This window comes from Sporolactobacillus caesalpiniae (genome assembly GCF_040513385.1).
GTDB lineage: Bacteria > Bacillota > Bacilli > Bacillales > Sporolactobacillaceae > Sporolactobacillus.
The window spans coordinates 354423-377005 of record NZ_JBEVCB010000002.1 but is presented as its reverse complement, the minus strand read 5'-3'; the positions used below and the strand labels follow the sequence as shown (position 1 = coordinate 377005).

General features: G+C 46.0%; 20 protein-coding genes and 1 riboswitch. Of the genes, 12 read left to right on the top strand and 8 right to left on the bottom strand.

What is annotated here, in order from left to right; translation table 11 throughout:
* Positions 1–41: 41 nt before the first annotated feature.
* Complete coding sequence (locus ABWW58_RS05220) at positions 42–980, bottom strand: 3D domain-containing protein (RefSeq protein WP_353868146.1); 939 nt, start codon at positions 978–980, stop codon at positions 42–44.
* 473 nt (positions 981–1453) lie between these two features.
* Between ABWW58_RS05220 and ABWW58_RS05215 the strand changes: the two genes are divergently transcribed.
* Entirely contained in the window at positions 1454–1966 is a 513-nt protein-coding gene (locus ABWW58_RS05215) for an acyl-CoA thioesterase (RefSeq protein WP_093673372.1), read from the top strand.
* A 98-nt stretch (positions 1967–2064) separates the two neighbouring features.
* The gene (locus ABWW58_RS05210; protein ID WP_093673370.1) at positions 2065–2160 is read left to right on the top strand and encodes a YjcZ family sporulation protein; all 96 of its coding nucleotides are present in this window, start codon (positions 2065–2067) and stop codon (positions 2158–2160) included.
* An 85-nt stretch (positions 2161–2245) separates the two neighbouring features.
* On the opposite strand, the gene ABWW58_RS05205 is transcribed toward ABWW58_RS05210, so the two are convergent.
* The 3 genes from ABWW58_RS05205 to ABWW58_RS05195 form a co-directional block, all read right to left on the bottom strand.
* Positions 2246–2848 carry an ECF transporter S component gene (locus ABWW58_RS05205; RefSeq protein WP_353868145.1) on the bottom strand — a complete coding sequence of 201 codons (603 nt, stop codon included), beginning with the start codon at positions 2846–2848 and terminating at the stop codon, positions 2246–2248.
* 209 nt (positions 2849–3057) lie between these two features.
* Positions 3058–3185, bottom strand: a riboswitch (FMN riboswitch).
* Between the two features lie 82 nt (positions 3186–3267).
* Complete coding sequence (locus tag ABWW58_RS05200; protein WP_353868144.1) at positions 3268–4182, bottom strand: 1,4-dihydroxy-2-naphthoate polyprenyltransferase; 915 nt, start codon at positions 4180–4182, stop codon at positions 3268–3270.
* Between the two features lie 279 nt (positions 4183–4461).
* Entirely contained in the window at positions 4462–4737 is a 276-nt protein-coding gene (locus tag ABWW58_RS05195) for a YdbC family protein (RefSeq protein ID WP_093673364.1), read from the bottom strand.
* Between the two features lie 274 nt (positions 4738–5011).
* Here ABWW58_RS05195 and ABWW58_RS05190 point away from each other — a divergent pair, with 274 nt between their 5' ends.
* Complete coding sequence (locus tag ABWW58_RS05190) at positions 5012–5506, top strand: NUDIX hydrolase (RefSeq protein WP_353868143.1); 495 nt, start codon at positions 5012–5014, stop codon at positions 5504–5506.
* Here ABWW58_RS05190 and ABWW58_RS05185 read toward each other — a convergent pair.
* Positions 5503–5679, bottom strand: coding sequence for a hypothetical protein (locus tag ABWW58_RS05185; protein WP_353868142.1), 177 nt, complete (start codon positions 5677–5679; stop codon positions 5503–5505). The two genes, ABWW58_RS05190 and ABWW58_RS05185, sit on opposite strands and share 4 nt — an antisense overlap.
* 251 nt (positions 5680–5930) lie before the next feature.
* Positions 5931–6395 carry a large-conductance mechanosensitive channel protein MscL gene (gene mscL, locus ABWW58_RS05180; RefSeq protein ID WP_353868141.1) on the bottom strand — a complete coding sequence of 155 codons (465 nt, stop codon included), beginning with the start codon at positions 6393–6395 and terminating at the stop codon, positions 5931–5933.
* 152 nt (positions 6396–6547) lie between these two features.
* Between mscL and ABWW58_RS05175 the strand changes: the two genes are divergently transcribed.
* Complete coding sequence (locus ABWW58_RS05175; protein ID WP_353868140.1) at positions 6548–7102, top strand: superoxide dismutase family protein; 555 nt, start codon at positions 6548–6550, stop codon at positions 7100–7102.
* 136 nt (positions 7103–7238) lie between these two features.
* Here ABWW58_RS05175 and fabL read toward each other — a convergent pair whose 3' ends face one another.
* A complete protein-coding gene (gene fabL, locus ABWW58_RS05170; RefSeq protein WP_353868139.1) occupies positions 7239–7994 on the bottom strand; it encodes an enoyl-[acyl-carrier-protein] reductase FabL in 756 nt (251 codons plus the stop codon).
* A 184-nt stretch (positions 7995–8178) separates the two neighbouring features.
* On the opposite strand from fabL, the gene ABWW58_RS05165 reads away from it, so the two are divergent.
* Entirely contained in the window at positions 8179–8496 is a 318-nt protein-coding gene (locus ABWW58_RS05165; protein ID WP_353868138.1) for a hypothetical protein, read from the top strand.
* Here the strand turns inward: ABWW58_RS05165 and ABWW58_RS05160 are convergent.
* Entirely contained in the window at positions 8493–8939 is a 447-nt protein-coding gene (locus ABWW58_RS05160) for an OsmC family protein (protein ID WP_353868137.1), read from the bottom strand. The genes ABWW58_RS05165 and ABWW58_RS05160 overlap by 4 nt on opposite strands.
* 119 nt (positions 8940–9058) lie before the next feature.
* Between ABWW58_RS05160 and ABWW58_RS05155 the strand changes: the two genes are divergently transcribed.
* The 7 genes from ABWW58_RS05155 (at position 9059) to ABWW58_RS05125 (ending at position 22538) form a co-directional block, all read left to right on the top strand.
* A complete protein-coding gene (locus tag ABWW58_RS05155; RefSeq protein ID WP_353868136.1) occupies positions 9059–9706 on the top strand; it encodes a phosphatase PAP2 family protein in 648 nt (215 codons plus the stop codon).
* A gap of 43 nt (positions 9707–9749) precedes the next feature.
* Positions 9750–10187 carry a peptidylprolyl isomerase gene (locus ABWW58_RS05150; protein WP_353868135.1) on the top strand — a complete coding sequence of 146 codons (438 nt, stop codon included), beginning with the start codon at positions 9750–9752 and terminating at the stop codon, positions 10185–10187.
* 23 nt (positions 10188–10210) lie between these two features.
* A complete protein-coding gene (locus ABWW58_RS05145) occupies positions 10211–10501 on the top strand; it encodes a thiamine-binding protein (RefSeq protein WP_353868134.1) in 291 nt (96 codons plus the stop codon).
* Between the two features lie 213 nt (positions 10502–10714).
* Entirely contained in the window at positions 10715–14212 is a 3498-nt protein-coding gene (gene addB / locus ABWW58_RS05140; protein ID WP_353868133.1) for a helicase-exonuclease AddAB subunit AddB, read from the top strand.
* Complete coding sequence (gene addA, locus ABWW58_RS05135; protein WP_353868132.1) at positions 14202–17948, top strand: helicase-exonuclease AddAB subunit AddA; 3747 nt, start codon at positions 14202–14204, stop codon at positions 17946–17948. Before addB ends, addA begins: the two co-directional genes overlap by 11 nt.
* Complete coding sequence (locus tag ABWW58_RS05130) at positions 17945–19150, top strand: exonuclease SbcCD subunit D (RefSeq protein WP_353868131.1); 1206 nt, start codon at positions 17945–17947, stop codon at positions 19148–19150. Before addA ends, ABWW58_RS05130 begins: the two co-directional genes overlap by 4 nt.
* Positions 19137–22538 carry an AAA family ATPase gene (locus tag ABWW58_RS05125; protein ID WP_353868130.1) on the top strand — a complete coding sequence of 1134 codons (3402 nt, stop codon included), beginning with the start codon at positions 19137–19139 and terminating at the stop codon, positions 22536–22538. The genes ABWW58_RS05130 and ABWW58_RS05125 overlap by 14 nt, the downstream gene beginning before the upstream one ends.
* Positions 22539–22583 lie beyond the last annotated feature (45 nt).

Genomic DNA, 22583 nt, shown 5'->3' with positions numbered 1-22583 from the left:
AGACTCACCACGTTAAATTCGGGGGAGTCTGGTTGATTCACTTACTGAAGGACGGTAATTGTCATCGTTCTACGTCCAAAATTTAATGCCTGGTCACGAGAAGCAAAATGGACATCAATACGATTTCCCTTGATTGCTCCACCTGTATCGCCGGCAATATAGACACCATAACCTGGAATCATGACGCGCGCCCCGAGAGGAATAACGCGGGGATCAACGGCAATCACTCGGGCATTCGGGTTACTGCTAAAATCAATCCCTGTGGCTGTTCGACCGCCAAGTGAATAACTGGTTGCTTCGACCGTAATCGATTGACCTGATTGAGCTGCGGGAGCCGGTTGCGTGTTCGCAGGCTTGTAAGCAGTTTTGGTGACCTGTGGTTTCGCTGCAGCGGCTTTGTCTGCCGCAGCCTTTGCAGCTTTACGCGCAGCTTCTTCTGCAATTTTCTTAGCTTTATCTTCCGCTGCTTTACGCGCGCGCTCTTTCGCTTCTTTTTTTTCCTGAACTTTTATTTCAACAAGTCGTTCTTGATTTTCTTTTGCTTCATCGGTATGCTGGTAAACCGTGTAGAGTACGGTTTTTGTGTCCGAGCCGACGATGCCGTCATCTGAGCGTTTATGATCCGATTGATAGGTGTCAATCGCATCCATCGTCTGATCACCGATGACGCCGTCAACAGCTCCGCCGTAATAGCCAAGTTGTTTCAGCTCATTCTGGAGCTTCACGACCGCTTCACCGGAATCGCCTTGCTGAAGCAAACTGTTTCCGAAAATTATGTTGACCTCCTGTTTGTCTGGTTGACTTGCCGGAGTGTTCGCTGCAAACCCAATTGCATGAGTTGTTTGTTCAGGATCCTTACTTTTCATGATGTGACTATCATTTGTACTGTTCGTTTTGGCGAAAACAATGGTCGTTGGTGACAGCACACCCAGACACACGGTTAAGCTCGTCATTGCAGTCAGCCTTTTAATGATATTCATTAAGTAAAAAACCTCCTTAGGTGATACAGCCGCGTGTATGATCCGTGGCTAACATCCAAGGGCTATTCTAAGCGTTGAATATATCAGGCATGTTTTAACAATATTACAGTTATGTAACATGAGATCAAGATTATTCATTTTGTCAATACCTTTTTTGCTAAAATACTCGGAATTTTTTATGATTGTTACGGTAAATTCAGGAATATGTCCCATTAAAAATGACGGAATATGGGGGAACTTGTTTGGGACATTAAAATTTCACAGATTTTGCGACAAAGACTCTGTTCATCTATACTATTCATGAACGGTAAAAGCGAAGAAAAAATAAAAATTGAAAACATGACTTTTAGTTAAAAAGCGATTTTTTGATGCAAGACGTAGTGCTTTATTATTCATAACACTTTGTTTCAGTGGAATTGCGTGCTAAAGTTGAGCGTATTTTGTGTGAAGGTCAATGAAAATGGGGGAGAACTATGGAATCAAAGAAGGCAAGAGAATCACTATCTGTAACTTCAGTTCATGTATTGCCCAATGACACAAATAATCATGGCACCTTTTTTGGTGGTAAATTGATGATGTATGTAGACAATATCGCAGCTATTGCTGCAACCCGGCATTCGAGAAGTCTAGTAGTTACAGCCTCAATTGATTCGGTGGATTTTTTGCAGCCGATATATGCCGGTTCTTCAGTGTGCTTGGAGGCTTTTGTTACATGGAGCCACAACACATCTATGGAGGTATTCGTCAAGATCATCGATGAAAATTTAAGAACAGGAGCGCGTCAATTGTGTACGACTTGTTTTCTAACGTTCGTCGCGATCGGTGATAACGGCAGGCCTGTGCCGGTACCGAAAGTGAGTCCTGAGAGTGAGGAAGAACAGCTTTTATTTGGAAGTGCAGAAAAGCGTTATTTGAGCCGTAGAGCACGAAGACAGGAAACAAAAAAATTCACGAAAAACCTGACGCTGAAGAAGCCATGGGAATAATCGCCCAGTGTCCACACCAAAATGAGTCGTTTGCATAAAATGAAGTGTTGGGTAAGGACACATGCTCAATAAATAACGAATGAGAGGCGAGTGGCGATATGGGTGCTCCAAGCGGCGGATACAGCGGCAGCTTTGCTTTAATCGTTGTTCTGTTTATTTTGTTGATCATTGTGGGTACAGCTTACGTATATTAAGGCTGAGTCGCACACTACGGACTATTGAAAAAAACACCCGCGGATATTGCTTCCGCGGGTGTTTTAATCGTGATCGTATTTGAATTCAGGCAGCAACACGTTTCTGGATAAACTTTTTCAAACGCGCGCTCACCGGAATCATAATCAAAGTAAGTACAACGCCTTTAAGCAAGTTAAAGGGCATGACTCCATAAACGATCAAAGTGAGTAGACTGTGAATACTTCGGTTCGCCGCTTGTGCCATCCCAACGGTCGCATCAATGCTAAAACCAAGGAAAAGTGCGTATCCTGGAAAAATTAAGTAATAGTTAAGAACAGACATGATTACGGTCATAATTAATGTGGCGGACAACATACCGAATAACAGTGAGCGAGCGGTTGATTTACGGCGATAGAAAGCCCACGTAACCAAAATGAAAATTGAACCGGCCGCAAAGTTTGCGAATTCGCCAACAGGAACAACAGTAAGTGAACCGGTAAGCAGTACATGCAGAATATTTTTAATTGCCTCAATGGCAATTCCGGCTCCGGGCCCGAGGATAAGTGCGCCGATCAAAGCAGGCAGGTCACTAAAATCCATTGTTAAAAATACAGGAAACAGCGGAATTGGAAAAGCGATTAACATTATTAAAAATCCAAGCGTGGAGAGCAGTGAAATAAGTACCAATTTCCTTAATGAAGTGTTCATACAATTACCCCCGTAAATATAGTATTGGGGATCATGCGCAGCGTTTCTGACTCTAGTCTGGACCATTTGGAAAATCCGGACATCTCTTCAGGATTTTAATGGTTAATCCGAATTAAAAGAGCCCAAAGGAAGGTTCCTTTGGGCTCAAGAAAATCGGCGCTCTGAAAGCGCAACGAAAAGTATGCGCGGAATACAAAAAACGCTGTCACATCATCCTTCTTTCATCCAGACTCTACTGTCGGTCCCGGTTTCTCACCGGATCTGCCTTGCGGCTTGCGGACTCTGGCTTATAGCCAATACCGCCGGTCGGGAATTTCACCCTGCCCTGAAGGAACATCATATTTAATTTACATACTCAGTATACAGCAATTCAAACTGCGCAACAACATTTTCTTTTTCGATGGCGTATGTTTCGATGGTTAGATAAAATAATCGAGAACGATCCCGAGAGAAAGGAGAATACCGAATAAAGTCTGCATCTGTGCCGTGGCTTTCATCGCAGGCATCATCTGAATTGCCTTTGTTTTCTTGCGAAATAATTTCGTCGCTTGAATTGCCTTTGGAAGACTAGCGAATACGATGATCAGCCATGCGGACTCCACACTAAGAATCATCAAGCCGATAACCCAGATATAGGAAAAAGTGAATAGACCGGCAAGTACGGTAATTGCCCTAGGACGTCCAAGCAAGATGGGCAAGGTGCGTCTGCCCTTTTTCTTGTCACCCGAGAGATCGCGGATATTATTAGCCATATTGATACCGCCAACAAGAATGCCAATTGGTATGGAAATCAGGATACAGTTCAATGTCAGCGTTCCGGTCTGGATAAAGAATGAGATCCAGATGATGAACACACCCATGAACAAACCGGAAACTAATTCACCAAAAGGTGTATAGGCGATCGGAAGTGGGCCGCCGGAGTAGAGATAGCCGGTGAGAATACAAATGGAACCTGCGAGCGCGATCCACCAACTGCTGTTCGCGCAGATGAACACACCAATAAGCATAGCGACAAGACAGAGTATAAGTGCAAGTCGAAGGATTGTTTTCGGATGGAAGCCATCTCTAACAATGCTTCCACCGATCCCAACGGATTGCGCATTATCGAGGCCACGTTTGAAATCGAAATACTCATTGAATAAATTAGTTGCGATCTGAATCAGCATCGATGCGGCCATCATTGCAAGAAATAACGCCAGATCCGGATTTCTTATCGGCAGAACGAGTGCAGTTCCAAGCGCGACCGGGACAAATGATGCGGATAATGTGTGTGGTCGAAGCATGACCCACCATTTTTTGAAACCAGTATTTTTTTCGGGTGCTAATTCCCCCATAACGATCGCTCCCACTACAAATTATGCTGTGATTCTAAACTCAATTCAAAGTTTCATAGATTTGAAGAAAAAATTATAATTGTCACCAATTCGACACTATTTTCTTTTTCAGTTTATGGAATATAGCGGTATGTGTCAACATGATGCACTTGGTAAATGGTTCAAATTATGAAATTAATAATGAGTTAACGGCAAATATGAATTTGAGCGGTAGGGGATTGTGAAAAACAATCTGTTGAATTGAATGGATGTTTAAGAAGTTAACGTACGCGTAATGATTTACGACTGAGAGGAAGGACTTGGATCTTGGACGTTAGCAGAGGGAGAAAGACGGACGTTCAGTAAGCTTTTTAGTGTGTCGCACTCAACACCGGTTAACGTGACGCCGCGACCCATCTTTTTCTTATCGGGTGCCCAGCTCCGAATATCATATTTCGCTTCTCGGGCATTCCAACTGACGAGGTTCAACTCTTTTGTCCAACCGCTGTTTTCCGTTGCGATGACACCAAAATGCTCGACAATGTTGAAGGTCACTTCTGAATTTGAATCTGTCATACACCAATCACCTCTTTAATTTTTTGAACGAATGTTCTGATAATATTATAAACACAAACAAATGTTCCGTCAATATGTGATTCTATTTTTTTTACGGGTAAGAAAGAAAAAAATCTGTGGAGACGAATGTACGTACAGCTAAGTCTTTGCTAATGGCTTGGCGAGGACAAATTTTCTAACAAGAAAAATTTGGTACATCACTAAATCGCAACTTTGTTATAATGATTGCGTGGAACGGCTTTTCCAAAAGCTTTGAAAGGAGAGGGGAAATAAAATGCTTAAATACACATTGGCTTTCTTAAAATATGGAGAAAAAGTCTTGATGATCAATCGTCAGAAATCACCTTGGCAAGGCGCGTGGAACGGTGTCGGCGGGAAGTTGGAAGCGGAGGAGTCACCTGAAGCTTGCGTCATTCGCGAGGTCTGGGAAGAGACAGGCATTAAGTTAAACGCCCCGGTATTTCGCGGCACGGTCACCTGGCATTCGGATGCGGAACCCGCCCAAGGCATGTACGTATATACAGCGGATATCACGGCTGACGCGCTCGTGGATTTGCCGCGTTCGACACGTGAAGGAATACTTGCTCTGAAGGATATTGCATGGATTCTCTCTGAAGATAATTTTGGGACGGTACCCAGCATTCGCTTTTTCATGAGACCAATGCTTAAAGACGTGAAGGAGGATCCTGTGGATTATCATTGTACGTTTGACGGTGATCGTATCATTCATACTGAAATTCGTCCGCTGACTGAAATGCTCATGATTTAGGGGAGCAGGAACCAAATCAGCAGCATCAGGCAACCGAAAAGGCCAATGTAGTAGAGAATCCAATAATCCGCCCCCATCATGACGGTAAGCAGCGGCGCGAGCAGGGAATAGATACCTGCCAATAGGAGCATAGTGCTTAACGCCATAAAAAAGAGATGCTGTTTTTTAAACATACACGCCATTTTTAGAGGAATGATTTTTTTGCGCAAAAAAAATAAAACCAATCCGCAAACAATTAATACTATTCCTAGTATCATTAATTGATTCATAAATCGACATCAACCTTTGCTTCAGTTTCACTTATTAGCATTAATTTTATTATACATAAAGAATAAAAAGAATGGCGGCTGAATCTACATTTTATTCTAAATCAGTCAAAAAGTTAACCCCCGGAGAAGTATTTTTCCAGGGGTTTTATTGAACATTAATGTGAAGCCTGTTCCTGTTCAGCATCATCAGGAAGATCAGACGTGCAGTGCGCGCATTTTGTCGCCTTAATCGGAATTGACGACAAGCAGTAGGGACATGTTTTTGTTGCGGCCGGCTTAGCTTTTTTTAGCGATGTTTTATTCAGTACTTTAATGGCCATGAAAATAACAAAGGAAACGATAAGAAAATTAATCACATTATTAATGAAAAGTCCATAATTGATCGTCGGAGCGCCTGCTTTTTGCGCGGCGTTAAGACTGCCGTATGCGTGTCCGGATAAATTAATATAGAGACTGCTGAAATCTACTTTACCGAGAAGTAAGCCGATCGGCGGCATGATAATGTCTTTAACAAGCGAACTGACAATCTGTCCGAAAGCGGCACCGATGATTACCGCAACGGCGAGATCAATCACATTTCCCCGTGCTAGAAATTTTTTGAATTCGTTTAGTGTTTTCATACATGCCCTCCTGTATTTATTTTTTCTATACTTTCCAATCCGTGTAAACAAAAGCATAGCATTATCGACATTTTTTTTAAAGAAACTTTGTCTGTCCCTTTTGAGTAAAAAAGAATGAATCGGAGCATCCTACGTTTAGGAGGTTGATTCGGGTGAAGTATCGAAAATTCGTTTATCTGCTTTGCGCAATTGTCGCGCTGGCTATGATCGCCTATGAGCACCACCCTGAAATGAAAGCAAACGCTAAAGACAGCCAAAATGGGAAGCTGATTGTTTCTTTGATTAACGCGAAAAATGAAGAAATGGGTACAGCGGTTCTGACAGAAACACCAAAAGGCGTACGTATCGAGTTGGAAGCAGAAGGATTAAAGCCTGGTATCCATGCTATTCATTTTCATGAATATGGCAGCTGCACACCTCCGGATTTCATGTCGGCGGGCGCACACTTCAATCCGGGCAATAAAAAACACGGATTAAAAAATCCGATGGGTCCGCACGCGGGTGATATGGTTAATATTTTTGCGGATAGTCATGGACGTGTGAAAACAGTGCTTTTTAATTCGATGGTAACCCTGCAGGAAGGCAAGCCAAATTCATTAAGAGATGCAGACGGTTCCGCCTTAATCATTCATGAAAGAGGCGATGACCAGACAACGGATCCGTCAGGCAATTCCGGAGCCCGAATTCTGTGCGGGGTCATAAAATAAAGAAAAAAGCGAATCGGAGAAAGACAGCCGGTTCGCTTTTTTCTTTATAAAAAATAAGTATTAAGAGGTGTTCTCGAACAATCCCAAGCGCATGTTTCAAAGATCACCATTACAAGTACAATTCCAATACTATTATTTATTCAGCGAGCAAGGACAATCCGCCGTCTACAGTGATTGTTTGACCGCGAATCATGAATGCGGCCTGCGTACAAAGAAAGTAGACAGCTTCAGCAAGATCTTCCGGCTCGACAATGCGGCCGGCTGGATTATGCTTTGCCGACTGTTCAAGCAGCTCGGCACGGTTTGGGAAATGTTTGAGTGCGTCGGTGTCAACTGCACCCCCGGAAACAGTGTTCACGGTAATGTTCATTGGGGCAAGTTCTACAGCCAAATAGCGCGTGATGGCCTCAACCGCTGCCTTCGATACACCGACCACAACGTAGTTGGGCAGCGCGCGAACGGCGCCAAGGCTTGATAATGCAACAATATGGCCGCCGCCTGTCTTGTTCATCAGTTTCGCGGCTCGCTGCGCGGCAAACAAATACGCTTTCGCGTTGATATCTTGCGTCCAGTCCCAATGTTTTTCTTGAATATCCATAATCGGGCGTTGAACGCCGGACGCAGCATTACTAATAAAGGCGTCAAGCCGTCCGAATACGGAATCAACGGTCTCAAATAGTTGATCAATCTGTTCTAATTCACCAATATTTGCTTTGACAATATGCACAGATACGCCATACTTCGATTCGATTGCCTGTTTCGTTTCTTCGGCGTTCGTACTTTTGCGTGCATAATTTAATACGAGATCGAATCCGTTCTGTGCGAACTTTTCGGCGATCGCTTTACCGATACCGCGGGTTCCCCCGGTAATTAAAGCAACTTTATTTTCCATAATAATCTCCTTTAGTAAGACAAATCAATCCGTTTCAAACAAACCAAATTCAGTATAGCAAAATGTTCAGAAAAAGGACAAGGTAAAAAATTTGAGCAGCTCAGTCATGGTTCTATGATCCTTTGCCCATAATAGGGTATGATATCTTTAGAATAATCGCTAAGCATGGAAGGGGAGCGCTCCAATGATTATTGTTTACTTAAGTCTTACGCTGGTCGTCATTTCACTCATTGCGTTTGCGGTATCAGTGATGAATACACTGAAACGTATGAACGGGTCAATAGCGAAAATATCAAAGACCGGCGCGAAGATGCAGGATCAGTCCAAAGAAATTGTAAATGAACAAAATGAGTTGACCTTGAATCTTGCACGAATTCAATCGGATATCAGTCAGAAAAAAGGCAAGGTCCAAGACACGGTTCGTCAGGCGAAACAATCGGCGCTAACTGTTCAAGTAGCTTTATGCAAAGGGAAAGCATTAGTGAAAAATCGATCTAATTAACCAGTGGATACATAGTTTGGCTCAACAGAGATGCGGACATTTCCTTTGACAGCCTTCGCAATTACGCAGTCTTGTTCCGCCTTGCGAATGCAGGTGTTCAAATGTTCCTCAAGCGCATCTGTCAGTGTTTGAGGAAAATAAATGATCGGGCAATGTGTGACCTTTTCAAAATGAAGGCCGCCCTTTTTTGTAACGACTGCTTCGGTACGGATCTCGATACGATCATAAGCGATTTTTTCTTTCTTTAACCGGATGCCGAGCGTGATCATGTAACAGGAAGCGAGCGCGCTGATCAGCAATTCATCCGGATTTGTTCCGACACCTTGTCCGGACATAGCGGAGTCAACGGAGACCGCTGCTGCTAAGCCATTCGTTTGAATTTTGCCTTTGCCATCCCACGATCCTGTCCATTCGCCTTTCAATGTAAAATGAAAATCCGTCATAAAGTTCATCTCCTTAGATATGAATAATAAGAGAGACATGCTATTTGAGTCCGATGCTATCGTAGCATATAGTTACCATTTTGTGATGGTTCCACGCTTTAGGTTGGGAGGGGTAGGTTGTGGCAATTAAGAAGCGCGAAAAAAAATCGTTTAGTCCATGGTTATGGGTGACATTAACCTGTGTGCTCATATTTCTGATCATGGTCATCGCCATTCGGCAGCCTGTCGTTCAAGCGCTGGATCGCATGCTTATTCAAGGATTGAATCCGATTCGAACGCCTTGGCTGATTGTGCTTTTTTCGAAATTTACTGATTTCGCCTCAAGCAAGCTTTTGTTCCTGATTATTGCTCTATTCATGATTTATCTAGTGTTTAAAAGACGTTTCCTCTCATTCATCCTGTTGCCAGTGGTCTTTCTACTTGAACGCGATGTTAATGGCGTGTTGAAAAATTGGGTGATGAGGGATCGTCCGCCATTTCAGCATCTTGTTCATGAGACGGGCTACAGTTTTCCAAGTGGTCACGCGATGAATGCTTCGACTGTATATGGGCTGCTGATTTTGCTTATTCTTCCACTGATTAAATCAAAATGGATTCGAATTGTCTGGGTTGCTTTAGGTGTAGCGATGATCTTACTGATCGGGTTCAGCCGCCCATTTTTGCGTGTCCATTATTTCACGGATATTCTCGCAGGTTATTGTGCCGGCGGTTTTTTCGTCGGGATATCAGCGATCGTCCTTATTTTTGTATATAATAGAAAGCGTTGACGACAAACCGCGCCGAGAAAAGGTGTCAGGACGGAGGATTTATATGAAAAAAGGTTCAATTACGATGGAAAACGGTGAAGTGATTGCTATTGATTTCTTCCCGGAAGATGCGCCGAATACGGTCGCTAATTTTGAAAAGCTGGCTAACTCAGGCTTTTATAATGGAGTGACTTTTCACCGTGTTATTCCCGGGTTTGTCAGCCAGGGCGGCGATCCGACAGGAACTGGGATGGGCGACGCAGGGTACACGATCAAGTGTGAGACGGATGGTAATCCGCGCAAACATGTTGCCGGGGCGCTTTCCATGGCACATGCCGGACGCGATACAGGATCATGTCAGTTCTTCATTGTCCATGAGCCGCAACCGCATTTGGATGGTGTTCATACGGTTTTCGGACAAGTAACGAGCGGATTGGAAACCGTGCTCGCCATGCAAAACGGCGATGTTATGAAAAACGTGAAGGTTTGGGACGAAGAGTAAAATGAATTCGGGGGATGCTACCGATGCCAATCAGCAATGTAGGACTTCAAATTCTGCCCTTTTCAAAAGAAAAGGACACATATGGACTGGTTGATGAAGCGATAAAAGTGATTCAAGAGTCCGGAGTGAAGTACGAAGTGACTGCGCTCGAAACGATTCTTGAAGGTGAACTTGACGAACTGCTCGATGTCGTAAAGAAAACCGTGTATGCGACAGTAGAAGCAGGTGCCGATGAAGTTGCAGCTGAAGTGAAAATTCATTTTCGTCCGCAGGGTACATCGATTGAGGAAAAAGTAGGTAAATACCGGAAATGAAATTTACACGGTTCAATATGAACAGGAAAAATAAAAGCCACAGAGGTGCGAATCTCTGTGGCTTTTACTTTTGGACATATAAAATAACAGCAAATGTAATTAAAAGAACAAACGTTCCCTGTGTGCTATAATTGTCGTATAAATGTATTGATAAACATTTGATCCGCATTTCGGATCTTTATTTATAGAACGATGATCAGGGGGAGAGAAACTATGTCTGTTCGATTTGTTTTGGGAAGACCGGGAACGGGGAAGACTGCGGATTGCTTGTCGGAAATTCGAAAGCAGTTGCGTGAACAGCCGGATGGGACACCGCTGATTTATTTGGTTCCCGAACACATGACGTTCAGCATGGAGTATACGCTGGCATCGACACCCGAATTGGGCGGTATGACTCGGTTAAATGTGTACAGCATGCCTCGTCTCGCCTTGCGCGTGCTGCAGCAATCCGGAGGAGCGACGCGGCGGCATTTGAATGCGACGGGTGTTTCCATGCTGCTGCGTAAGATTGTCGAGCAGAGTAAGAAGGATTTTCGCCTGTTCCGAAAAGCGTCGCAACAGAGCGGATTTTATGATCTGCTCAGTGATACGCTGATCGAGTTCAAGCGCTTTTGTCTTGAACCTGAAGAAATTGCTGCCGAAGCAGAACGAATTAATGGAGATCGTGCTGATCAGCTTCTCTTGAAGGACAAGCTTCATGACTTATCATTAATCTATCAGTCGTTCAATCAGGCTTTGGAAGGCAAGTACATTGATAGCGAAGATTATTTAAAATTAATGGTTGAGCGAATAGACGGTGCTGGCTTTCTTAAAAAGGCAGATGTTTGGATTGATGGCTTTCAAACGATGACACCGCAAGAAATGCTAGTTGTTGAACAACTGATGACAACGTGTAAGCATGTTACGATCGCACTTGGCACAGATCAAATCTACGATCGTGCACCTGACGAATTTTCGATGTTCCGGCATCCTGCACTCCTATTTTTGCAATTAAAGGAGAGGGCGGAATCGAGCGGGCAAACGATCGAACCGATTATCTTGAAAAGAGACGTGCACCGATCTGAAACAGATGCGTTGAGGAACATCAATCTGCATTTCGGACACTATCCTTATCAAGTGAGCGAGGCTACGGACGGAGTCGTGATGACTGAAGCCGCGAACCGTCGCGAAGAAGTGGAGCAGGCAGCGCGCAATATTATTACGAGTGCCCGAGCTCGAGGAGATCGTTATCGGGAAATGACCGTGCTTGTTCGCAATCTCGCGGATTATCGTGATTTAATTGAAACGATTTTTCAAGATTACCAGATCCCTTTCTTTATTGATCAGAAGAGTCCGATGAAGCATCATCCGTTGATTGAGTTTATCCGTTCGGCGCTTGAAGCAATTCAGCAAAACTGGCGCTATGAGCCGATTTTTCGTTGTGTGAAGACAGATTTTCTGATTCCTTTTGATTTTGATTTAAATGAAGCGCGTGAAGGAATGGATCAATTGGAGAACTATGTGATCGCGCGCGGTTATTATGGAAAAAAGTGGACGGACGACAAAGATTGGCATTATCAGATCTATAGAGGTCTGGAAGAGCAGGCAAGAGAGCAGTCAGACGCTGAGAAAAAGATGGAAGCAACCATCAACGCATATCGCATGCTCATTGCGCGGCCACTCGCTTCGCTCGAAAAGCAGATTAGAGAAGCTGCAACAGTCGCCGAACGATGCGAAGCGCTCTACCGGTTCCTGATCGAGATGTCCATTCCGGAAAAACTGGAACGAATGGCGAATCGTGCGGAACAGCAGCAACGACTTTCCGAATCGAAAACGCACGGACAGGCATGGAAAGCGGTCATTGATTTGTTGGATCAATGCGTGGAGACAGCCGGTGACGAGCAGATGCCGTTCGATCTTTTTGTGAAGATTGTGGATACCGGCCTGGATGCATTGGAATTTGCCATGGTACCGCCGGCGTTGGATCAAGTCCTGATCGGCAGCCTGGACCGGATGCGTTCGTCGGAACTGAACGATGTCTTTCTTCTGGGTGTGAATGAGGGGATATTGCCTGCCAAACCTTCGGAGCAAGGACTTTTCTCCGGAGAGGATCGTGAGCTGCTCCAGGATGAAGGCATGACTGTGGCCGATGGTGAATCAGAACAGATGGCAGGGGAAAATGAGCTGATCTATCGCGCGCTGACGCTTGCAAAGAAGCATCTATACATTTCTTATCCGCTTGCTTCTGAAGATGGCGAGTCGCTGCGGCCGTCACCGCTCATTTCGCGTATCCGCCGTTTTTTCCCTAATCTCACGTTGAAGTTGGCACCTGCTGAACCGAGAACGTTGAAGAATGAGGAACAGCTTGCTTTTATCAATTCGCCGCGGAAAACCGTAAGTACGCTGGCTGCTCAAATTCGTGAATGGAAAAACGGATATCCGATCGCCGAACTGTGGTGGGACGCTTATAATTGGTTCACGGTACATCGTGAATGGGGCAGCGCGGCGCATATGGCCTTGGCCGGATTATTTGCCCGGAATGACGAACAGTTAAGTCCAAACGCGGCGCGTGAGTTATATGGGCAAACCATTCAAACCAGTGTTTCTCGTATGGAAAAGTTCAATTCCTGCCCTTTCTCGCAGTTCGCATCCTACGGACTAAAACTCAGAGAGCGCGAAGTCTTTCAAATTGCCGCACCGGATATTGGTCAGCTTTTTCATTTGGCAATCAAGCAAATGACCGCTCAGATTATGAAGGAGAAGCGGAATTGGAAAGATTTGACTTTGGAAGAGTGTGACCAATTGGCTTCAAAGACGGTAACCGAATTAGCGCCGAGTCTGCAGCGGCAGATCTTGGCTAGTTCGAATCGTTACCGTTACCTTCAGCATAAATTGGAACAGGTTGTCGCTCGAGTGGCACGTGTGCTGCATCGTCACGCGCTTGCGAGCGGTTTTTCCCCGGTAAGTCTGGAACTTCCTTTCGGTCCGGGACGTCCGCTGCCTCCACTCAGTTTTCCCTTGAAGCATGGCGCGCAAATGGAGGTTGTTGGCAGAATCGATCGGGTGGATCAGGCGCGTGATGAACAAGGACGCTTGCTTTTGCGAATTATTGATTATAAATCGAGTGCGAAAAGCCTTGATCTTTCGGAAATCTATTATGGACTTGCGCTTCAAATGCTCACCTATCTGGATGTGATCATTACCCATTCAAAGCAGTGGCTGGGCGTGCAGGCCGAACCTGCCGGGGTGCTCTATTTTCATGTGCATAATCCGTTGCTTAATTTGGATGATAAGCTTCCTGAAGATCAATTGGAACGCGAGCTTTATAAGCATTTTAAAATGAAAGGATTACTGCTTGAAGATGAAGAAGCACTTTTATTAACAGATGAAGCCGCTGAAGGAAGGCTTTCGGATATCGCACCGTTCGGAATCAAAAAGAATGGAGAATTCTATAAAAGCTCTTCGCTGGCGGGAGAAAAGGATTTTACGACACTTCGACGTTATACACGCCATGTGATGACGGATGTCGGATGCAAGATTATTGACGGAGATGTGTCCATCACACCTTTTAAACGTAACGGACAAGTCCCATGCACGTATTGTTCATTCCGCCCGGTTTGCCGCTTTGATCAGTCGCAGCCCGGAAATCAATACCGCCTGCTGAAAAGAATGAAGGATGACGACGTCTTGGCAAAATTGGCGGAGTTGGAGGAGAAGACTGATGAGCATTAAACCGAAAGAAACACAATGGACAGACGCACAATGGCAGGCGATCACCGAAAGCGGTCACGACTTGCTTGTCGCCGCCGCGGCCGGATCGGGGAAAACGGCGGTTCTTGTGGAACGCATCATTCAAAAAATGACGGATCCTGAACAAAGGGTAAATATTGATGATCTGCTGATTGTCACCTTCACAAAAGCCGCGGCGTCAGAAATGAGAGAGCGGATTGGCAAAGCACTTGATCAGCGTCTTAGTGAAGAACCTGAGAACTTATTCTTGCGTCGCCAGCAGGGCTTGCTGGGAAAAGCGTCAATCATGACGCTACACGCCTTTTGCATGTCAGTGGTTAAACACTATTACTATTTCCTGGATCTTGATCCCGGTTTTCATCTGCTTGATGAGACGGAGGCGGCATTGCTGCGTGAAGAGGTTCTTGATGAACTTTTAGAAGAATACTACACATCGGACGATCCTGAATTTTACCGTCTGGTTGACCGCTATTCAAACGATCGAAGCGATGACGCAATGAGTCAGCTGCTCCTGCGCATCTATGAGTTTTCCATGAGTCATCCATGGCCGGAGCGCTGGCTTGATCAAATGGCTGAAGCCTACCATGTTAACGGTGCGAAAACGCTGGATCAATTCGGGTGGGTAACCGAATTGAAAAAATCGCTTGTTCACCATATTTCCGGATCCATACATGCACTTCGAGAAGCAGTTCGGCTGTGCGGCCAGCCCGGCGGTCCCGCCGCTTATGAGGATACATTGACTGAAGAACTCCGCGCGTTCCAAGAGTTACAGGTCGATTCCAAAGCGGACTGGGAGACGATTCGTTCGGCTTTTCTGTCGTTGTCATTCGGTAAATTGAAGGCGATTCGCGGTAAAGATGTGGATACAGCGCTTAAGGATCAGGTCAAGAAAATGCGCGATAACATAAAAGGGAAAACTGCCGAATTGCAGCAGCAATGGTTTGCGCGTTCTTCGGAGGAATGTTTGCGCGATCTGAGCGATATGGCACCTTCTGTTGATCTTATTGTTGAACTCGTAAAAGCATTTGCCGAACGATTTAAGAAGGAAAAAAGACGCAAGGTTGTCCTCGATTTCTCTGACTTAGAGCATGAATGTCTCGCTGTTCTACGCGCGGAGGGTTCCTCGATGGGTCATGAGCAGCCCTCGGTCGTTGCGGAACAATTCCGCGCTCGCTTTAATGAAGTTATGGTTGACGAATATCAGGATACTAACCGCGTACAAGAATCAATTATCCAGTTGATTACCAAAGACAGCGGATCTGGAGGCAACCTGTTCATGGTTGGTGATGTGAAGCAGAGCATCTATGGATTCCGATTAGCTGAACCGGCGCTTTTCATAGAGAAATATAAACAGTTTTCTCGTCCGGAAACAACCGGTCAAGTGATTGATCTGTCAAACAACTTCCGCAGCAGGCAGGAAATCATTGACGGGGCTAATTTCATTTTCCGGCAAACGATGGATGAAGCGGTAGGTGGCGTGACGTATGATGACGCTGCCGAGCTGCGCTGCGGGGCGAACTACCCTCAAGAAAACCGTCCGGTCGACTTGGAGATTATTGACCGTGCCGGCGCAGAGGATGATCCGTCGGAGCATGCGGATGATATGGATGCGTCGGAACTTGAGGCTGCCGCGATCGGTGACCGTATTCAGGCAATGATCGGTGACGGCTCTTCTCCCTCTTTCCAAGTTTTTGATCGCGCGTCCGGTCAGATGCGTGGAGTTCGGTATCGGGATATTGCGATTCTGCTCCGTTCCGCCAGCACTTCCGCAGCGATTATGAAAGACTTGCTTGGCCGTCGGGGAATTCCCGCTTATGCGGAATTATCCAAGGGCTACTTTGATACGGTTGAGGTGTCCGTCATGCTGTCGGTCTTGCAAGTGATTGATAACCCGGATCAGGATATACCGCTTGCGTCAGTGCTCCGCTCGCCGATCATCGGGTTAAATGCGGACGAGCTTGCCGCTATCCGCATGGCTGAACGAGGCTCAGGCTTTTATCAAGCATTAAAAAGCTATACGCAGGATCCGAAGCAGGAGTTGGCACAACAACTTGCCATCTTTCTTAATAAACTTGATGAATGGCGTGATTTTTCCAAAACGCACTCAGTATCTGAATTGATCTGGCAAATCTACCGTGACACCGGCTATTACGATTATATCGGCGGACTGACCGGCGGAACGCAGCGCCAAGCAAACTTGAAAGCCTTCTATGATCGGGCACGGCAGTATGAAAAAACAACTTTTCGCGGATTGTTCCGTTTCCTTCGTTTTATTGAACGAATGAGAGAAAACGGCGGTGATCTCGGCGAAGCGAGGGCACTCAGCGAACAGGAAGATGTCGTTCGAATCATGACGATTCATAAAAGCAAAGGGCTGGAGTTCCCCGTTGTCTTTGTCGCAGGCATGAACAAACGCTTTAACATGCGCGATACGGCTGAAGCGGCGCTGCTGCATAAAGATTTGGGCTTTGGCACGAAATGGATTGATCCTGAATCGCGTACAAGTGTCCCGACTTTGCCCTATTTAGCGATTAAAGAACGTATGAAATCCGACGCGATCGCTGAAGAACTGCGTATTTTGTATGTCGCGATGACCCGTGCGAAAGAGAAACTGATTTTAATTGGGACGGTGAAAGACGCGCAGAAACAGGTGGATAAGTGCAAATCTACGCTGCAGACGCCTGATTGGCTCCTCCCGAAGGACTGTCGCGCATCCGCATCGACCTTTTTTGATTGGGTCATGCCGTCGGTCGCGCGCCATAACGGTGCAGAATCCCTGCATCAATTACTCGATGCTGAACCGGACAAGACGGCGATATCTGGCGATCGTTCATCCTGGATGGTGCAGGTTATTGTTGCCTCCGGTCTCTCACGCGGAGAGGGGGAACGTCACGAATTAAATCGTGAACGTTTGCAACAGCTTGAACATGGGAAATCGGTTGTTACGCATTCCGGTGTCCAGGATGAGGTGGCCGCGCGTCTCCAGTGGATTTATCCTGAATCCGCATCGACAGTTTCAATGGCCAAACAGACGGTCACGGAGATTAAAGCGCAGCAAGACTATTTCAGTTCTGGGACGGATGACCGATTGCTGGGCGACTCGGATCGATTTTCATCAATTGGAAGAGACCGTCCGCAGTTTTTGCAGCAATCCGCACTTTCAGCGGCGGAACGCGGCACGGCATTACACTTGCTGATGCAGCATCTTGATTTACAAAAGGTCGGTACTACGCGGCAGATTAAGGAACAAGGCTTGGCACTTGTCGAGAAAGAAGTCATTACCGATCTGCAAGAGCAGAGCTTTGATTATGATGCCGTAGTTAAACTTTTCCAAACGCCTATTGGTATCAAGATGCGGCGGGCAAGTAAAGTCACTCGTGAATGCCCGTTCAGTCTTGCGCTTGCGACAAGCGAAGTGTATCCGTCATGGAAAAGAGTGGGTAAGCAGGAATCCGTACTCGTACAAGGGGTTATTGACTGTATTATCGAGGATGGAGACGGACTTATTCTATTAGACTATAAAACGGATCATCTGACGCATCGTTTTCCCAATCAAAATGAAGCGATTGCCGAGTTAAAACGCCGCTACGAAGTGCAGCTTGACTTGTATCGCCAAGCGATCGAGCGCATCTGGAAGCGGAAAGTAGCTCTAGTCGGACTCTATGCTTTTGATATTGGCTGCTTTATTGATTTGACGATTGGGGGGGACGGGCAATGAAATTATTGCATACGGCTGACTGGCATCTTGGGAGGAGTCTTGAGGGCCGCTCTCGGGAAGAAGAACAAGAGCAGGTCATGGACGAAATATGCGCCATTGCGGATGAGGAAAAAGTTGACGCGGTTCTGATGGCGGGCGATGTGTTTGATACGGTCAATCCTCCGGCTGCAAGCGAAGCACTTTTTTACGATACCGCACAAAGACTGTCTCTTGGTGGAAAACGTCCGGTTCTGATCATCGCCGGGAATCACGATAGTCCGGAGCGCTTGGAAGCATCGCGGCCGCTCGCCGGTCGGCAGGGAATTACGATTGTCGGAAAACCCATTCTTAAGCCGATGACGATCCCCATTACAAGCACAAACGAGACTTTGATTCTTGGTTGTGTGCCCTATCCTTCCGAATCGAGACTGAATGAATGCCTCAGCACGATCAATGATGAGGATTCGATCAAAGAAGCGTATAACGAGCGCTTGGCCGAGCTTTTCAAACTGCAGGCTCAGTCATTTAAAAAGGATGCCGTGAATCTATTGATGACTCATCTATTCGCCGCGGGGGGGAAAGAATCTGACTCTGAGCGTCCAATCCAAGTTGGTGGTGCCTACACAGTACATCCGTCGGCTTTTCCGGAATCGGCTATGTATGTGGCACTCGGGCATCTTCATCGTCCGCAAACCTTGGCTGATTCACCGGTTCCCGCGCGCTACGCAGGTTCGCCGATCGCCTACAGTTTTTCAGAGGCGGGTCGTCCTAAATCGGTTACTATTCTTGATGCGGCGCCACGAACGCCGATTACGATGCATGAGATTGAGCTCAGATCGGGTCGCCCGCTCACTCGGTGGCGAGCAGACAATGGTTTAGCCGAAGTTCAGCAATGGATTGACGAGGAGCGTGACCCTGAGGCGTGGATTGATCTTGAATTGCGTCTTGATGAGGCGATGAGTATGCATGATATTCAGGCGCTGCGAAAAGCGAGACCGCGAATTGTCAACATCCGGCCAATCTACAGCGGAATTCAGGCACTCGGGGATCAACGGTCTCGCTCAAGCTTACCCATTGATGAGCTTTTCGTTCGTTTTTATAAAAAACAGACAGAAGGCGCTGAACCAGGTACAGACCTTGTTCAGCTGTTCATGCGATTAATAGAAGATGATAAAGCAGAACGCGAAGTCGCGGCAGGGAGGGTGCAGAATGAAACCGATTGAACTGACTATACGCGGATTGAACAGCTTTCGCGAGGAACAGTGTATTGATTTTGAAACGTTATGTGCCGATGGCTTATTCGGCATTTTCGGTCCGACCGGAAGTGGAAAATCAACGATTCTTGATGGGATTACTCTTGCTCTCTATGGGACTGTTGAACGGGCGGCAAACAATACAACTGGAATTCTGAATCAGCTTGAAGAACAGATGTCAGTTGGTTTTACCTTCGAATTGACAGGCGATCGAACCGATCGTTACCGTGCGGAACGCAGTTACAAGAAGACAAAGGACGGTGCTTTACGCCTTTCGAGCTGCCGATTATTGAAACTCGGCGCGGTTAATGAAGTGCTCGCGGATAAAGAACGTGATTTAACTCGGTCTGTGCAGAAAATTCTCGGACTGACCCATGATGACTTCACTCGTGCGGTCGTCCTGCCACAAGGAAAATTCGCAGAATTTTTAACGCTCAAAGGCAATGAGCGACGCAAAATGCTTCAGCGGCTTTTTCATTTGGAGAAGTATGGTGACGAACTAACATCACGATTAAAACAAGCATCCGATGAACGGAAGCAATATCTTCAGATCATTTCCGAAAAACAAGCGATGCTTGGTGATGCGTCGGAAGAAGCGGTCAGCAAAGCAAAACAACGATGCACGCAGATTGAGAGTGAACTTCGCGAGTTGCAAACTAGTCTTGAGAAGGCCGATGCTGAGAAAAAGTTATTTGAACAACTTCGACATTTAATCGAGGAAAAAGAGTCCAAGAGCGAAGTTTTTGAAAAGCTGTCTCAAGAGAAGAATAAATATGAAGAAATCAGAGTCAAACTCGATATGAGCGAAGCGGCGGAAAAGCTGATGCCTTTTTTAGAGGCTTTGCAGGAGGCGGAGCGGGAAAATGCAGATGCTAAAAGCAGCCATGCGGAAATTTGTCGGAGATTTGATCGTATCAAAGCCAAATTGGATTCGGCAAAAGAGGAAAGCGAGCAAGCAAAGAAAAGTCTTAATGATCAAGAGCCTAAGCTTAATGCGGAAAAACAGCGGCTTCTTCAAGGCGCCTCCATTCAGGATCAATTGCAGAATGAGCAAAAGGCATTGCAACACTTGCAAAAAGCGAGAGATGAGCTTGAGCAGAAATTGAATAAGGCGCGAATTGCGGCTGAACAAGATCAGAACGATGTCGGAAAGATGAAAAACGAGGCAGAGGCGAAGGAACGCAAACTATCTTTACTTGAAGTGCCAAGTGATCGACGTTTATTTGTGCAGCAGGCGCTTCAAGACAAGAAAGAAATCGATTCATTGGATCATTATCTTGAAGAGAAACGACGTGAATGGATTCAATTCCGTGACGCTTTAAATAAATGCGAAAAGAAACTAAAACAACTTGATGATGAACAGGCGCGGGCAGATAAAAGGGATGCGTCACTCTTTATTCAGAATCAGGAGGTTTACAATCGATCCATAGACACAAGTCGATTGATTCGGTCGGCACAAGCGTTCATTGAGTTGAAAAATAAAGAAATGGAACAAGAACGGGAGAAAATTAACCGCCACAATCTGTCGCTTCAATTAGTCGCGGCATTGCGAGAGGGTGAGCCATGTCCCGTCTGCGGCGCACTCCATCATCCGAATCCGGCGGCAACAGGAGGCGAAGTTATTTCAGAAACGGCTCTCAATAACAAGAGGACGACTTTACAGAAGGCTTCCGAATTTTTGAACAATCAACAACAGGAGATCAGAATCTGTATCGCACAGCTGGAATATCAGGTTAAGTCGTTTGCCAACCGTGCCCAAGCAGTTCAAGTTCAAGTAGGTCAAAATACTGATTTGTCCGCTGATTTTTCTGAGTGGGAAAAATCAGGTGTGAAGCAGATACTAGATCAAATTGCGCTGCGGGTCCGAGAAGAAAAACAGGATCAGCTGCGCGTAGCGGATCAATGGACGCGGCAGGAAGAGCAGACGAGACAATCAGATTCGGCACGTGCGACGCTTCAGGCTCAGGAAAAAGTGTACGAAGAGAAAATGGTAACCCTTAAAACCCAGGCTGTGGCAAAGAAAAGCGAACGTGATGAGCGAATGGAAGAATGGAAGTCTCGCTATATATCATTTGAACAGATCCAGAAGGAAGATCAATCAATCCGTGAATCGGATCGGCAGGCCGACCAGTTGCGCCGCGAGGTCAAGCGTATTAAAGATCAGCTGAAAACGTTTGAACTAAACCTAGCTCATACACAAGATATATTGCGAGAGCTTGAGGGCAGATGGAGCGAAAGCGCGGGCCGTCACGAAGCCTTAATGAAAACAGCAGAGCAGTTGATCAGTCAGTTGCGGGAATTGGCATTTACGGAAGACATGCCACTAAAAAAAATGACGCTTGAGACAGAAGAGAAAGTGAATCAGCTGAAGAAGCGTTGCGAATTAAGTGACCAATCAATGCGGACAGCATTGGAAAACTATCATCTAATTGATAAAGAGTGTGCGAATGCCTCCGCACGGTTGGAACGGTCAGAACGAACACATCAATCATCACGCGCCAAATGGACAGGGCGACTGAGCGACTCCCGATTTGATCAACGTGAAGCTGTGTTGAACGCCTATTTGCCAATTGAAAAACATGCGGCGCTTTCAAATGATTTGGCGAACTATACAGCGCAAACGACGCGGCTATCCTCTGAAATACAATCACTTTCTGAGAAAATTGACGGCAAATTCGTCTCAAAAGCTCAGCTTGATGAGACATCAAAAAAAATGGCAGGGTTGACTGAAAGGGTTCAGACACTAATTCAAGCTTTCGGAGCTGCGATAAAAGAACGCGAAAGTGTGGAGAAAAATCATAAATTATTTCTCACTCTGGAGGCCGAGCGCAAGACAAATCAAAAGACAGCAGATCAATTTGAACAGCTGCAACGTGTATTTCGCGGCAATGCGTTTGTGGAATTTGTCGCGGAGGAACAGCTTCAGCAAGTGTGTACTGCCGCTTCGAAGAGACTCGGTGAGTTGACACATAATCGCTATGTTCTTGAGGTAGACGAGCAGGGCGGATTCATCATACGCGATAATGGGAATGGAGGAATTTATCGCCCTGTTTCATCATTATCCGGCGGTGAAACCTTTTTGACGTCGCTCGCACTCGCGTTGTCTCTCTCAGAACAGATCCAGCTTCGCGGCAATGTTCCGCTGCAATTCTTCTTTTTGGATGAGGGATTCGGCTCGCTTGATCCTGAACTCCTTGATACGGTGGTCACCGCACTTGAGAAGCTGCACATGCGCCGCTTGGCGATTGGCGTCATCAGCCATGTTCCCGAAATGCGTGAACGTCTGCCAAGAAGACTCATTGTTTCGCCTGCTGTACCCTCAGGTAGAGGCAGCAGTGTGCATATGGAAATGATTTAAATGGGCGTACATAAGAAAACGGACAACTGATCGACCGTCGGATGT